A 13,756-nucleotide genomic window follows, 5' to 3' on the forward strand; every position below is an offset into this window, starting at 1 on the left:
CGGCTGCACCGACTCGCCGGTGGCGCAGCCGGCCTACCTCGCGGAGAGGTACAGGCAGTTCGACGGGTGGGGGCCGGGGGCCGAACCGGTCGCCGCGACCTGGTGCCCACCGACGACGGCCTCTACCGGCTGACCGAACCGGCGGGTCGTCGTCGTGGCCTCACTACGCGAGGGTGCCGGCCAGCGCGTTGTGGCGGCCGGGGTGACCCACGGCGCGCCGGCGGCGAAGCGGCGCATCGCCGAGCGCGGCAACGACATCGTCTCCTGGGAGAGGCGGACAGCCTCAGCCAGATGGTGGCCATGGCGGCGCCGGGCTCGCCTGGTGACGGGCATACGCGCCGCTTTCCGGACGATCCGCGACGTCGGCCGGGAAAACCTCTGACGGCCTTCGGCGAAGCCGTCCACCTGCCCGCGGAGCGCTGACAGACTGCTGACCTGCGCTGTCGGCACAATTCTGCAGGAGCGGCACGGTGGGCAAGGGTCAGCGAAGGTTGCGGATGACGGTCGTGCCGGCGGTCGCGCTGGCGGTCGTGCCAGGAGCCGTGCCGGCAGTCGCCGGCACGGACGGCACACAGGGCGGCGCCCCGGCCGCGGCGGGCGTGGGCGTCGCGCCGGTGATGACGGGTGCGGGCGTCGCGGCGGGTGCGGGCGTTGTGCCGGTGGTGACCGGTGCCGGCGTCGTGGCGGGTGCGGGCGGCGGCGGTGCGGCCCGGCAGGAGAAGGGAAGGCGGCGCGAACTGGCCTGGTGGGGCTGCGGGGACGGGTTGCAGTGCGCCAAGCTGTCCGTGCCCGCCGACTGGGCCAGGCCGCGCGGAGCCCGTACCGAGATCGACGTCGCCAGGATGCCCGCGCGGGACCCGCGGCGCCGCCTCGGCCACCTCGTGGTGAACACCGGCGCGACGTCCTCCGTGCAGGACGTGCGAGCCAGGCCCGACACGGTGAGCGAGCTCACGCGGTGGTTCGACGTCGTGATCATGGACTCGCGCGGGTCCGGCGACCGGGACAGCGCGGCGGCCGTACGATGCGCCGTGCCGCCCCCCGACGTGCTGCGGCTGCAACTGGCCCGGCGCCCGGCCGACTGGCGCGCCTACGCCCGCGACAACGCCGCCTACGGCAGGAGCTGCCGCGCCGCCGCGGGCGCCGTCCGGCTCACGCCGTGGCAGGTCGCCCACGACCTCGACGCCCTGCGCGCCGCTCTCGGCGAGGAGCGGCTGCGGTACTTCGGCAACTTCTACGGGGCGGTCCACGGGCAGGCGTACGCGGAGTCGTTCCCGGCCCGCGTGGGGCGGATGTACCTGGAGGGCGTGCCCGATCTCACCGAACCGGTGCCGGAGCGGCGGGTGATCGCCAGGGCCCGCGCGGTGGAGCGCCAGCTCCACACCTTCCGCGACTGGTGCCGTACCCGCCTGGGCTGCCCGCTGGGCCGGGACGACGCCGTGGCGGTCTTCGACGACCTGGCCCGGCGGGTGCCCTTGCCTGCCGGGCAGCGCAGCCCGGTGAACGCCCGCCGGCTTGCCGCGGCCGTGTACGCCGGCCTCACCCTGGAACGCTGGCCCGAGCTCGCCGCAGCCCTGTCGGCGGCCTCGTCCGGCGACGCCGGCCCTCTGGCGTCCCTGGCATCCCCTGCGCCGGCGGACGACGGGCATGGGCAGCCGTCGGCAGGCGTCATCCAGGGCGAGGCGGGATCGGTGTCACGGATGATGATGTGTCAGGACGCGCCCTCATACCGGCACTACCTCGCCATGGAGGAGCGGTTGCGCGCGATCGCGCCCCGGGTGGGGTGGCTGAGCGGGAGGCACGAGGCCGGCCGGTGCCTGGGCCTGACGGGGGCGGGGCCGAGCCGGGAACCCAGGCACTCCAGGCCGTACGCGGGCAAGCCCGTGCTGGTGGGGATCGGGCGGCTGGACGTCGAGACGCCCGCGTCCGCAGCGGCCCGGGCGGCCGGGCGCATCCCCGGCTCGGTCGTGTTGCGGCACGGCGACGGGCACGACGCCTACCTGCTGCAGGGCGTGGGCAAACTCCGCGCAACCTGCCTGCGCACCCGCGTGCACGACTACCTGGTCAAGGGCGATCTGCCCGCCCGCGGCGCCTCGTGCGGGGAAGCGCTGGTGGAAGGCATGAGCCCGCGGGGCGCGGCCGGGGGGTAAGGTGCTGCGCGTGCTGATCGAACGGGCGGTGGCCGCGGACGCGGGCGAGATCCTCACCGTGCAGCGGGCGGCCTACGTGAGCGAGGCCCAGCTCTACGGCGACCCGTACATCATGCCGCTCGTCGAGTCGCTGGAGCAGATGCGCAAGGCCATCGAGGGCGCCGTCGTGCTGAAGGCCCTCGACGCGGGCAGGATCGTCGGCGCGGTGCGCGGGCAGCTGTCAGGCACGACGTGCGTGGTCGGCCGGCTCGTGGTCGCGCCGGACCGCCAGGGGCAGGGGCTGGGCACGGCTCTGCTGCGCGCCCTGCACGAGGCTGTGCCGCAGGCGTCCGCGTTCGACCTGTTCACGGGCCATCTGTCGGAGGGCAACGTACGGCTCTACCGCCGCCTCGGCTACCGGGAGACGCACCGCGAGCGGATGGACGATCACCTGACCCTGGTGCACCTGCGCAGGCCCGCGGATCCCTCGCCCCCGCCGTGACCACCGGCTCCGTGCCCGCGCAGCGGCCGATAGGCTCGGGTGCGTGTTGACGACAGGGCTCACCGGCGGGATCGGTTCGGGCAAGAGCGAGGTCTCCAGGCGGCTCGCCGTCAGGGGCGCCATGGTGATCGACGCCGACAAGATCGCGCGTGAGGTGGTCGAGCCGGGCACCCCGGGCCTGGCCAAGGTGGTGGCCACGTTCGGCGACGAGGTGCTCCACCCGGACGGCTCGCTCGACAGGCAGCGGCTCGGGTCCGTCGTGTTCGACGACGCCGAGCGGCTGGCCGAGCTCAACGCGATCGTCCATCCGCTGGTGGGGGAGCGGGTGGAGGAGCTGCGCAGGCAGGCGCCCGACGAGGCGATCGTGGTCTACGACGTGCCCCTGCTGGTGGAGAACAACCTGGCTTCGATGTACGACGTCGTCATCGTCGTCGACGCGGCCGACGAGGTGCGGGTCAGGCGGCTCGCCGAGCACCGGGGCATGCCCGAGGCCGACGCCAGAGCCCGCATCGCCGCCCAGGCGAGCCGGGAGGAGCGGCTGGCGGCGGCTGACATCGTCGTGCCGAACGAAGGCTCCCTGGACGAGCTGGACGCCCGCGTGGCGGAGGTCTGGGACGAGCTGACGAGACGCGCCGCACTCGACTGAGCACGGGCGGGCCGCCCCGCGGGAGCCGCGCCCGGGCGAGGGTCGTTCCAGGGCGTTGACGGGCTGACCACGATCCATGACCATCGGAAAGATCCCTCGACAGGTTTCGTGGAAGGACCCCGATGCCGCGCTTGTCCGCCGTCTTAGCCGCAACCCTCATCGTCCTCATGGGCATCTTCCCCGGCACCGCCGCCGGGAGCGCGGCGACGCAGTCGTTCCGCAACCCCGTCAACCCAAGCGCCGACCCCAGCCTGATGTACCACGACGGCGACTACTACGTGGCCACCACGCGCGGCGACCGGATCGGCATCTGGAAGTCGCCCAGCCTGGCCACCCTGCTGTCGGCGCCCGAGCAGGTGGTGTGGCGCGACAGCGACCCCAGCCGCAACACCCAGATGTGGGCGCCCGCCTTCCGCCATGTCGGGTCCCGCTGGTACGTCTACTACACCGCCTCCGACGGGGTCGACGCCAACCACCGCATGTACGTGCTGGAGTCCGCAGGCGACGACCCGATGGGCCCGTACACCTTCAAGGCCAAGATCGCCGACTTCGGCGAGTACGCGATCGACGGCGAGCCGATCACCCACAACGGGCAGCAGTACTTCGTCTGGGCCGGTCCGGGCCGCGGCATGGGCGGCCCGGCGCAGCTCTACATCGCCCGCATGAGCAACCCGTGGACGGTCACGGGTGGCAGGGTCGCCATCCCTGCCGACGGCGGCTGCACCGAGGTGCGGGAGGGGCCGACCCCGCTCTACCGCAACGGCAGGACGTTCCTGACCTACTCCACCTGCGACACGGGCAAGCCCGACTACCAGCTGTGGATGAAGAGCGTCGCGGACGGCGCCGACCCGATGGTGGCCGCCAACTGGCGTCAGCATCCGGGGCCGGTGTTCTCGCGCAACGACGCCACCGGCGTGTGGGGGCCGGGTCACCATTCGTTCTTCCGATCGCCCGACGGCACCGAGGACTGGATCGCCTACCACGGCAAGAACACCAGCACCTACACCTACGACTTCCGCACCACCCGCGTCCAGAAGTTCACCTGGAAAGCCGACGGCACGCCGGACTTCGGCCGCCCGCTGGCCGCCGGCGCCACGCAGGACCTTCCTTCCGGTGATCCCGGCGCGGCCACCTCGGTGATCAACGACACCGACCCGGAGGTGTCCTACTCCGGCGCGTGGCAGTCGGGCTCCGGCTGCGGCAACCAGTGCTTCTGGAGCAACGACCACTGGAGCGGCGAGGCCGGCGCGAGCGCCACCGTCACGTTCACCGGCACCCGTGCGGCCCTGCTGAGCGTGCGCGACCGCGGCAACGGCATCGCGGCGATCTCCATCGACGGCGGCCCCGAGCAGCGCGTCGACTACTACAGCGCCATCCGGGTCGGCGAGCAGCTCAACTACCTGAGCCCGGTCCTGCCGCCCGGCCGGCACACGCTGCGGGTCCGTGTCACCGGCGAGAAGAACCCCGCCTCGGGGAGCACCGTGATCAGCATGGACCGGATCGAGGTGTACTGAGCCTCACGGCCGCAGCACGTGGGCGGTCCGCTCGTACAGCCGGCGCGCGTCACCCGGATCGAGGGTCGGCAACGACGGGTCGATCGGGGTGCGCCGGTCGTAGGCGAGCAGGCCGCGGCCCGGCGCGTCGTCCATGAGCTCGATGATCGGCTGGATGCTCTTCTCGATCGGCTGGGCGAAGAACCTGGCCAGCACCTTGACCACGGCCTTGGCCGGCCCGCCGAGACTGTCGGCGCCGCTGTCGGTGAAGCCCGGGTGGTGCAGGAGGAAACGCGTACGCCCGTCCGGATGGCCGGCGGAGTAGGCGACGCCGAGGAGGTCGGTGGCGCGGCCCGCCTGGAGCACGGCCTTGATGTGGCCGAAGCCGTTCCTGAGCGACAGGTCGTCCCAGTGGATGCGGCCCTTGGTGGCGCCGACGCCGCACACGCTGACGATCATCGGGTTCTCGCCCTTCTCCAGCAGCCCGGTCAGGCCGTAGCCGAGCACCATGCGGCTGACGTAGTAGAGCGCGAAGGTGGCCTCGAAGCCGTCGGGGGTCTCGACCCGCCGGGGAAAGTGCCGCATCGCGGTGAGGACGAGCCCGTCCAGTGACTCGTGCCGCGCCGTGATCTCCTTGATCACTCGTACGTTCTCCGCGACCGAGGTCAGGTCGGCCTGGACGAACGCGGTCCGGTCGCCGGCGCCGGCGCGGGCCGCCTGGTCGAGGAACCGCCGCCCCTTCGCGGGGTCGCTGCCGATGATCGTCACCTGGTCGCCGCGGCGCAGGAAGTGGCGGGCCAACCCTCTTCCCATACCGGCTGTGCCACCCGACACAACATATGTCCGCATATTTCTCCCTCAAGTCATCGAACGCTGACTTGAGGGAACGTAACACACCATGGCCGTACAATGTCAACGGTCGATGACTACGAGGGGAGTCCCGCGTGCGGAAGAGAGACCGGGAGGCCACCAAAGCGCGCCTGCTGGAGGCCGCCAGGCTGCGCTTCGCCCGCGAGGGCTACGACGCCACGAGCGTGCGCGACATCGCCGGGGACGCCGGCGTCGACGCCGGCCTGATCTTCCGCTACTTCGGAAACAAGAAGCGGCTCTTCGACGAGGCCACCGCCGACATTCCCGCCGACCTGCTCGACGGTCCGGAGGAGGAGCTGGTCGCCCGCATGGTGCGTTCGGTGATCTTCGCCGACTGGACCCGCTACGGTGGCGAGCACCCGCTGGTCGCCATGCTGCGGTCCTCGGCCCACGAGGACACCAGGCAGCGCATCCGGGAGGAGGTCTGCACCACCTACGTCAGCGCGCTGGAGAACCTGGCCGAGGGCGACGACGCCGAGCTGCGGGCGGAACTGCTCAGCGCCTGGCTGGTCGGCATCGGCATCCTGCGCTCGGTCGTGGCCACCCCTGCGCTGGCCAAGGCCGACCTCGACGACCTCGCCCCGCACGTGGCGGCCGTGGCCGCGGGCCTGCTGGGCCGTCCCATGTCGGGCACCACCGACGCGTGACGGGTCAGGCGGCTGCCAGCATGTAGGCGCCTGCGACCGCGTCCAGCGCCCAGCGCATCCGCCTCACGTAGGTCTCGGGATGGTCGCCGGCCTCCTGCGCCACGTACGCCGCGCACCGGGCAAGGTCGCCGCCGCACGCGCACAGCCGCTCGTCCACGGCCTCGCGGATCTGGACGGGGGACAGCCGGTCCGACGGCTGCAGGGAGGTCGCGAAGAGCACCTGGGCCAGCTCGGTCGTGGTGAACATGTCGGGCTCCTCTCACACGTGCCGTTCGCCGGCACCCTCTAAATAGACATCGAACGGCGGCGGAACTCATCGACATACGACACACAACGGGTGTGGATTTTTCCTCGGACACCCGGCCGTGGCGGGCGGAAAATGCGTCGAGCCCGGACAGCGGCCGCACGTGGGATCGGGCGGCATGATCATGGATCCGGACGTCCGCGCCTACCACGAGCGCGGCGGAGAGCTGACCCGGCTGCGCGAGGGGCGCGGCCGGCTGGAGCTCCACCGCACGCGCGACGTGCTGCGCCGCACCCTGCCCCCGGCGCCCGCGCGCGTGCTCGGCGTGGGGGCGGGCGCCGGCGTGCACGCCGAATGGCTGGCGGCCGACGGGTACGCCGTCGAGGTGATCGACCCGGTGCCTCTGCACGTCAAGGAGGCGGCGGCGCTGCCGGGGGTGAGCGCGCGGCTCGGCGACGCCCGCGACCTGCCGGTCCCCGGCGGCCAGGCCGACGCGGTGCTGCTGCTGTGGCCGCTCTACCACCTGGCGGAACGCGCCGACCGTGTCAGGGCGCTGGCCGAGGCACGGCGTGCCACCCGGCCGGGCGGCACGGTCGCCGCCGCCTTCATCAGCAGGTACGCGGCCCTGCACGACAGCGTCTACCACGGGACGTTCACGCAGGAGTCCGCGCGGGCCGCCGACTACCGCTCCGTCGACACCGGGACGATCATCTCACCCGTCGAGACGGGATTCCGCGGCTACCTGCACACCCCGGAGGAGATCCCCGGCGAGTTCGCCGACGCCGGGCTGCCCGAGCCGCGCCGCTACGGCCTGGAAGGCGTGTTCTGGCTCTACGGTGACGTGAACGCCTGGCTGGACGACGACGGGCGGCGTGAGCTGCTGCTCGACGCCGCCCGCAGGGTCGAGTGCGAGCCGTCGCTGCTCGGGGCCAGCGGTCACCTGCTGGCCGTGACGCGGGTCTAGAACCACCCGCGGTGGCGGGCCATCTTCTCCAGCCCGCGCTCCAGGGCCTGCTCCGCCGCGCCGGGCGAGTCGTCGTACCGGACGGTGAACCGGTTGTAGGCGTCATGGCCGGAGGTCAGGAAGCCGCCGCGCTTGTCGGCCTCCAGGATGACGTCCATCCGGCCGGGCCCGGCGATGAACGTCATTTCCAGCTCGTTGAAGTAACGCCGCCACTTGCCGCCGGCGTAGTACTCGATCTCCTGGAAGAACGGCATCGTCGAGCCGTACAGCGTGCCGCGCTCCAGGTCGGCCTTCTTGAACCGGAAACCCATCCGGTCGAGCGCGGCGATCAGGTGCTCCTGGGCGGGCAGCGGGCTGACGAACAGCGGGTCGAGGTCGCCCTTGTCGAGCGCGCCCGCCAGCGCCAGCTCCGTCTGCACGCCGAGCCTCATCCCGCGCAGCGGCTGCCCCGCGATGGCGCTGATCGGCGTCTCCCACGGGATGGTCACCTCGAACGGGTGCTGGTGCTGCGCGCCCGCTTCGAGCTGGAACGGGCCCGACACCTGCTGGCGCAGGAAGCTGTAGGTCGACTTGTACTCACTGTCGCCCGACTCGACCTCCACGACGGCCGTCAGGTCGATGTGGATGCCCTCGACCTTGTAGGCCGCCTTGCCGCCGCGGAAGTGCACGACTCCGCGCAGCAGCTCGCCGGGGCGTACTCCCGTGTTGGTCAGCACCGTGTCAACCTCGACGCCCGCGCCGAACGCGGCCATCAACTTGCGGAACACCATGGGGGTTCTCCTATGAGGAAGATGTGTGGCCGTTCACGTGGCCGGAACCCGTGCCCGAGATGCGGGGGAGCAACTGGGCCAGGAGGAGGGTGGAGAGCGCGGAGTCCGACTGCCCCTGCTGGGTGCGTACGACCAGCGGCTGGGGCGCGTTCTCCGCCAGTTTCGCGCCCACGTCGAGGCGCTTGCGAGCCAGCTCGTACTGCAGCACCGCCCGGTTGTCCCGGTACGACTCGGCCAGCCGGCGCAGCGCCTTGGCCTCGTTCTCGGCGGCGGTGAGCTCGGCCCTGCCGCGCGCCTCGATCTCCCACGTCACCCGCTGCGCCTCGGTCTCCTGCTCCTCCAGCATGCGTGCCACGTCCTTGCGCGCGGTGTTGTGGGCGGCCTTGACCTCGACCACGCGGGCGTCACGGGTCTTCTTGGAACGCTCGATCTCCATGAGCAGCGTGTCGATGCGGCGCTTGCGGGTCAGCTCCCACTCGCGCTCGTACGCCGACATCTCCTTGGCCACCTTCTCCCGGGTGGACAGGTGCTGCTGGTACTGGTCGGGCAGTTGGACGTCGGGGATGTTGGCGCCTGTGATGCGCACGCCGTACCTGCCGAGCTGGCGGTTGAGCGCGTCCTGCATGTCGCCGACGTCGGAGCCGCGCAGGTCGTACGCGCGCTCGGTGTGGACCCTGCGGCTGCGCTGCCTGATCGCGTCCTGCACCGCGCTGGAGAGCACCAGGTCGAAGTTGCCCGCGCCGATCGTCCGGACGAACGCGACCGGGTCCACGATGCGGAACTTCAGGAAGAACTCGATCGACTTCAGCGGCACGTTCTCGGCCGTGGGGCAGGCCACGATCGGCGCCGAGTAGGGGATCTCGGTCGAGGTGTCGACGACCGCGTCCACCCGGTCCCACGGCAGCCAGAGGTAGTGGCGGCCGGGGGGCAGCGTGCTGGTGATGGCGCCCCAGCGGCTGCGTACGCCGGTGGTGCCCTCCTCGATCTCGATGATCGCCTTGCGCCACATCGTGAGCAGCGCCAGGCCCAGGAAGACCAGCGCCGCGAGCGCGGCGATGATCGTGAGGTCGGTCAGCGCGGCCATGCCGGCGCAGTAGAGCGCCAGGAACACCAGCGCCATCCAGGCGAAGCCGCGGCGGTCCTTGGGGATCACGACGGGGACGAGCTGGCCCTGCTCGCCGCCGCGCAGCAGCTGGCGGATCTCGCCCCAGGAGGCGAGTGACTCCTTGATCTTCGAGAATTCCCTGCTCATCGGTCGCTCACCCGCTCCTCATCGACACGTCGGTTCGGCTCTCTCCTCACAGGAGCTCACTTCCCTGGGCCCGGCCGCCGCCCGGAAGGAGGCGTTCGACGGTGCGTTCGAGCTCCGGGTCGGGCTTCGGCGGCTCCACGGACTCGCCCACGTCGGCGGCGGCCTTCTTGAGCAGGGCGACGATCTCGTCCTCCCGGCCCGCGACGCGCGCGCCGATCTCGTCGAGCCTGGAGCGGATGGCGGCCATGTCCTCGGGGGAGAACAGCACCGCGCCCTTCCCGCCCACGAGCTGCTGCGCCAGGGCCAGGAAGTCGATGTCGGTGTGCTCGCCCACCTGCACCACCTGCGGCAGCCGGGCCGAGACGGACTCCAGCTTGGTCAGCAGGTCCTGCTGGAAGCGGTAGTCGAGAATCTCGGGCGCCTCCGCGGCCGACAGCGCCCTGATGTCCAGCGCCTGCGCCTCCAAAAGCGCGGCGTTGGCGTTGGCCGTGGACTCGGCCTCGACCAGCCGCTGCCTGGCCTGCGCCGTGGCCTGGTGGGTGGCGCGTTCGAGCGCCGTGTCCATGCGGGCCTGGTAGCCGGCGATCTCGGCCTGGATGGCGCTCAGCGTCTCCTGCAGCGTCGCCAGCTCCTTGACCAGGTCACCTTCGTTCTGCTCCTTGCGCAGGTTGAGCTCGTACTCGTAGGTGTAGGCCTCCTTGGCGACGCGGACCATCTCCGGGGCTGCCAGGTCCATGCGGTATTCCTGGCTGGAGGGCTCGGCGTGCGTGATGTTCACGTCGGTGAGGCGTACGGCGGGCAGGAACTGCTGGTTGAGACTCTCCAGCATGCCCACGGTGCTCTCGCCCACCAGGTCGTAGATCTCCTCGGCCCGCTGGGCGTAGATGAGGGAGCGGGTGACCTCGCTGATGGCGTTCTGCAGCTTGGACTGGAAGCCGCTGACCGAGCCCAGCACGAAGATGAACTCGGCCGGGTTCTCGATCCTGAACTGCAGGAACAGGTCGACGCTCGCCTTGACGCCCTGCTGGGTCGGCGCTTCGCTGATCGGCGCGTTGAACGGGTATTCGCGCGTGGTGTTGACGATGTAGCTGACCCGCTTCCACGGGTTGAACAGCGTCACCCGGCCGGGGTCCGCGATGTGCACCAGCTTGCCGAACTTGGTGATCAGCGCCTTGCAGCCCTCCGGCACCATCACCACGCTGCGCCGCCACCACAGGAAAACCGCGGCCAGGACCAGTACGAACCAGTAGTGCGGTCCGAAGATCAGGTCGGTGTTCGGGATGACGTTGCCCAGCGCGCCGATCAGGCCCAGCACCACGAGGATGCCTAGGGGCACGATCACCTTCGCGGTGCTGCCCTTGGGGATCACCACGGGCGAGATGACGTGCATGCCGTTGTCGGCGAAGCTGCGGTTGACGATCTCGCCGGCCTCGTTCAGCGACGCCGTCCTGGCCTCGATGAGCGTGCCGATCGACGCGCCGCCGTCACGGGCGGCCGCGAAGTCGTGCGGGTTCAGCGCGAAACTCTGTGCCTGGCCTTCTTGGAGCCGGCCCTGAGGCCCCACCTGGCCGGCGAACTGCTCCGCGGCCTGACCCACTGCCTGGCGTACGTCACCCCCTTGCGCCACCGCTTGGGCTATGCCCTGACCTGCTTGGCGTAGTGCCTCTCTGGGACGTGACATTGAACCTTCCTTTTCCGCTACAGGCGATTTCGACCGTATCGGGTATGACTTGCTGATCGCTTGCAGTGCGGCATCACATATGTATTGCTGTTCGTAGCAGGTGTGCTGCTCATGTACGGCACGTACTACTACGCCGGTGCCGCAGGCAAGGGAGTCGATGAGCGAGACCGTCCACAACCGCATCGCGTTGCTGCGTGCGGAGCGGGACGTGACCCGCAGGCAGCTCGCCGACGCCCTGGGCGTCCACTACCAGACCGTCGGATATCTCGAACGCGGCGAGTACAGCCCCAGCCTCCACCTCGCGCTGCGCATCGCCGCGTATTTCGAGGTGCCCGTCGAAGTGGTCTTCTCCACCAGCCCGTTCCCGAGGATCGGCGAGCGGTCCGCATGACGCTTTCTGTCAGTCCGGCCGCCTACAGTGGGCACTATGCGACCGGTCACAGATTTGCAGCGGAAGGTGGCGCCCTTCGAGGTCGTCACCGAGATGACTCCCTCCGGCGACCAGCCGACGGCCATCGCCGAGCTGGAGCACCGCGTCAAGGCCGGAGAGAAGGACAGCGTGCTGCTGGGCGCCACCGGCACCGGCAAGACGGCCACGATCGCCTGGCTGATCGAGCGCCTGCAGCGGCCCGCTCTCGTGATGCAGCCCAACAAGACCCTGGCCGCGCAGTTCGCCAACGAGCTGCGTGAGATGCTGCCCAACAACGCGGTCGAATACTTCGTCTCCTACTACGACTACTACCAGCCTGAGGCCTACGTCCCGCAGAGCGACACCTACATCGAGAAGGACTCCTCGATCAACGACGAGGTCGAGCGCCTGCGCCACTCGGCGACCAACTCGCTGCTCACCCGGCGCGACACCATCGTGGTCGCCTCCGTGTCGTGCATCTACGGCCTGGGCACGCCGCAGGAATACGTCGACCGCATGGCCAGGCTCCGCGTCGGGATGGACGTCGACCGCGACCAACTGCTGCGCCGCCTGGTCGACATGCAGTACACCCGCAACGACCTCGCCTTCACGCGGGGCACGTTCCGGGTGCGCGGCGACACGATCGAGATCATCCCGAAATACGAAGAGCTGGCCGTGCGCATCGAGATGTTCGGCGACGAGATCGAGAAGCTCTGCACCATGCACCCGCTGACCGGCGAGGTCATCACCGAGGACGAAGAGCTCTACATCTTCCCGGCCTCCCACTACGTCGCGGGTGAGCAGCGCATGGCGGCCGCCGTGGCGGGCATCGAGGCGGAGCTGGCCGAACGCCTGTCGGAGCTGGAGCGGCAGGGCAAGCTGCTGGAGGCGCAGCGGCTGCGCATGCGCACGACGTACGACATCGAGATGATGCGCCAGATCGGCACCTGCTCCGGCATCGAGAACTACTCGCGCCACATGGACGGCCGCGAGGCCGGCAGCGCTCCCAACACGCTGCTCGACTACTTCCCCGAGGATTTCGTCCTGGTGCTTGACGAGTCCCACCAGACCGTGCCGCAGATCGGCGCCATGTACGAAGGCGACGCCTCGCGCAAGCGCACGCTGGTCGAGCACGGGTTCCGGCTGCCGTCGGCGCTCGACAACCGGCCGCTGAAGTGGGAGGAGTTCCTGGAGCGCATCGGGCAGACGGTCTACCTGTCGGCCACTCCCGGGCCCTACGAGCTGGGCCGGGTCAAGGGCGAGGTCGTCGAGCAGGTCATCCGCCCGACCGGCCTGGTCGACCCCGAGATCGTCGTCAAGCCCACCAAGGGCCAGATCGACGACCTGGTCCACGAGATCCGCGAGCGGGCCGAGCGCGACGAACGCGTCCTGGTCACCACGCTGACCAAGAAGATGTCGGAAGACCTGACCGACTACCTCCTGGAGCTCGGCATCCGGGTCCGCTACCTCCACAGCGAGGTCGACACGCTGCGCCGCATCGAGCTGCTGCGCGAGCTGCGCACCGGCGAGTTCGACGTGCTCGTCGGCATCAACCTCCTACGCGAGGGTCTCGACCTGCCCGAGGTCTCGCTGGTGTCGATCCTCGACGCCGACAAGGAGGGCTTCCTCCGCTCGGAGACGTCCTTGATCCAGACCATCGGCCGCGCCGCCCGTAACGTCTCCGGCCAGGTCCACATGTACGCGGACAAGGTCACCCCGTCGATGGAGCGGGCGATCGACGAGACCAACCGGCGCAGGGCCAAGCAGATCGCCTACAACGAAGCCAACGGCATCGACCCGCAGCCCCTGCGCAAGAAGATCGCCGACATCCTCGACTCGCTGCAGCGCGAGGATGCCGACACCGACCGGCTGCTCGGCGGGGGCCGTCAGCAGTCGCGCGGCAAGGCACCGGTGCCCGGCTTCGCCGCCCGGCAGGCCGGCCAGCACGCCAAGGCCATCGCCGGCGACATGCCGAGGGCCCAGATGGAGTCCCTGATCGACTCACTGACCGAGCAGATGCACCAGTCGGCGGCCGACCTGCAGTTCGAGGTGGCCGCCCGGTTGCGCGACGAGATCAAGGAGCTGAAGCGCGAACTGCGCGACATGCGCGAGGCCGGCGTCGAATAACCACCCGCGCCGAATAACCACCCAC

General features: G+C 70.5%; 13 protein-coding genes. 8 read left to right on the top strand and 5 right to left on the bottom strand.

Annotated elements, in window-relative coordinates:
* Positions 1 to 497 precede the first annotated feature (497 nt).
* From GUY59_RS10100 to GUY59_RS10115, 4 genes are all read left to right on the top strand, one after another.
* Entirely contained in the window at positions 498 to 2,147 is a 1,650-nt protein-coding gene (locus GUY59_RS10100; protein ID WP_138199905.1) for an alpha/beta hydrolase, read from the top strand.
* A gap of 13 nt (positions 2,148 to 2,160) precedes the next feature.
* Positions 2,161 to 2,628: a GNAT family N-acetyltransferase gene (locus GUY59_RS10105; protein ID WP_132332478.1), complete on the top strand. Its 468-nt coding sequence runs from the start codon at positions 2,161 to 2,163 to the stop codon at positions 2,626 to 2,628.
* A gap of 43 nt (positions 2,629 to 2,671) precedes the next feature.
* A complete protein-coding gene (gene coaE, locus GUY59_RS10110) occupies positions 2,672 to 3,274 on the top strand; it encodes a dephospho-CoA kinase (protein ID WP_138199906.1) in 603 nt (200 codons plus the stop codon).
* Between the two features lie 122 nt (positions 3,275 to 3,396).
* Positions 3,397 to 4,788 carry a family 43 glycosylhydrolase gene (locus GUY59_RS10115; protein ID WP_138199907.1) on the top strand — a complete coding sequence of 464 codons (1,392 nt, stop codon included), beginning with the start codon at positions 3,397 to 3,399 and terminating at the stop codon, positions 4,786 to 4,788.
* Positions 4,789 to 4,791: 3 nt separating this feature from the next.
* On the opposite strand, the gene GUY59_RS10120 is transcribed toward GUY59_RS10115, so the two are convergent.
* Positions 4,792 to 5,616 carry an SDR family NAD(P)-dependent oxidoreductase gene (locus tag GUY59_RS10120; protein WP_138199908.1) on the bottom strand — a complete coding sequence of 275 codons (825 nt, stop codon included), beginning with the start codon at positions 5,614 to 5,616 and terminating at the stop codon, positions 4,792 to 4,794.
* Positions 5,617 to 5,711: 95 nt separating this feature from the next.
* Between GUY59_RS10120 and GUY59_RS10125 the strand changes: the two genes are divergently transcribed.
* Positions 5,712 to 6,284 carry a TetR/AcrR family transcriptional regulator gene (locus GUY59_RS10125; RefSeq protein ID WP_132332463.1) on the top strand — a complete coding sequence of 191 codons (573 nt, stop codon included), beginning with the start codon at positions 5,712 to 5,714 and terminating at the stop codon, positions 6,282 to 6,284.
* Between the two features lie 4 nt (positions 6,285 to 6,288).
* Here GUY59_RS10125 and GUY59_RS10130 read toward each other — a convergent pair whose 3' ends face one another.
* Positions 6,289 to 6,531, bottom strand: a complete 243-nt coding sequence (locus GUY59_RS10130) for a hypothetical protein (protein ID WP_138199909.1) — start codon at positions 6,529 to 6,531, stop codon at positions 6,289 to 6,291.
* Positions 6,532 to 6,706: 175 nt separating this feature from the next.
* Between GUY59_RS10130 and GUY59_RS10135 the strand changes: the two genes are divergently transcribed.
* Positions 6,707 to 7,492 carry a class I SAM-dependent methyltransferase gene (locus GUY59_RS10135; RefSeq protein ID WP_138199910.1) on the top strand — a complete coding sequence of 262 codons (786 nt, stop codon included), beginning with the start codon at positions 6,707 to 6,709 and terminating at the stop codon, positions 7,490 to 7,492.
* Here the strand turns inward: GUY59_RS10135 and GUY59_RS10140 are convergent.
* The 3 genes from GUY59_RS10140 to GUY59_RS10150 are packed head-to-tail and all read right to left on the bottom strand — an operon-like array spanning position 7,489 to position 11,195.
* The gene (locus GUY59_RS10140; protein WP_138199911.1) at positions 7,489 to 8,262 is read right to left on the bottom strand and encodes a sporulation protein; all 774 of its coding nucleotides are present in this window, start codon (positions 8,260 to 8,262) and stop codon (positions 7,489 to 7,491) included. The two genes, GUY59_RS10135 and GUY59_RS10140, sit on opposite strands and share 4 nt — an antisense overlap.
* Positions 8,263 to 8,272: 10 nt before the next feature.
* Complete coding sequence (locus tag GUY59_RS10145; protein WP_138199912.1) at positions 8,273 to 9,514, bottom strand: SPFH domain-containing protein; 1,242 nt, start codon at positions 9,512 to 9,514, stop codon at positions 8,273 to 8,275.
* A 46-nt stretch (positions 9,515 to 9,560) separates the two neighbouring features.
* Positions 9,561 to 11,195: an SPFH domain-containing protein gene (locus GUY59_RS10150; protein ID WP_138199913.1), complete on the bottom strand. Its 1,635-nt coding sequence runs from the start codon at positions 11,193 to 11,195 to the stop codon at positions 9,561 to 9,563.
* Positions 11,196 to 11,352: 157 nt separating this feature from the next.
* On the opposite strand from GUY59_RS10150, the gene GUY59_RS10155 reads away from it, so the two are divergent.
* The gene (locus tag GUY59_RS10155) at positions 11,353 to 11,586 is read left to right on the top strand and encodes a helix-turn-helix transcriptional regulator (protein ID WP_138199914.1); all 234 of its coding nucleotides are present in this window, start codon (positions 11,353 to 11,355) and stop codon (positions 11,584 to 11,586) included.
* A 36-nt stretch (positions 11,587 to 11,622) separates the two neighbouring features.
* The gene (gene uvrB, locus GUY59_RS10160) at positions 11,623 to 13,731 is read left to right on the top strand and encodes an excinuclease ABC subunit UvrB (RefSeq protein ID WP_138199915.1); all 2,109 of its coding nucleotides are present in this window, start codon (positions 11,623 to 11,625) and stop codon (positions 13,729 to 13,731) included.
* The last annotated feature ends 25 nt before the right edge of the window (positions 13,732 to 13,756 follow it).

Source organism: Nonomuraea sp. K271, assembly GCF_009908215.1.
In the GTDB taxonomy this organism is placed as follows: domain Bacteria; phylum Actinomycetota; class Actinomycetes; order Streptosporangiales; family Streptosporangiaceae; genus Nonomuraea; species Nonomuraea longispora.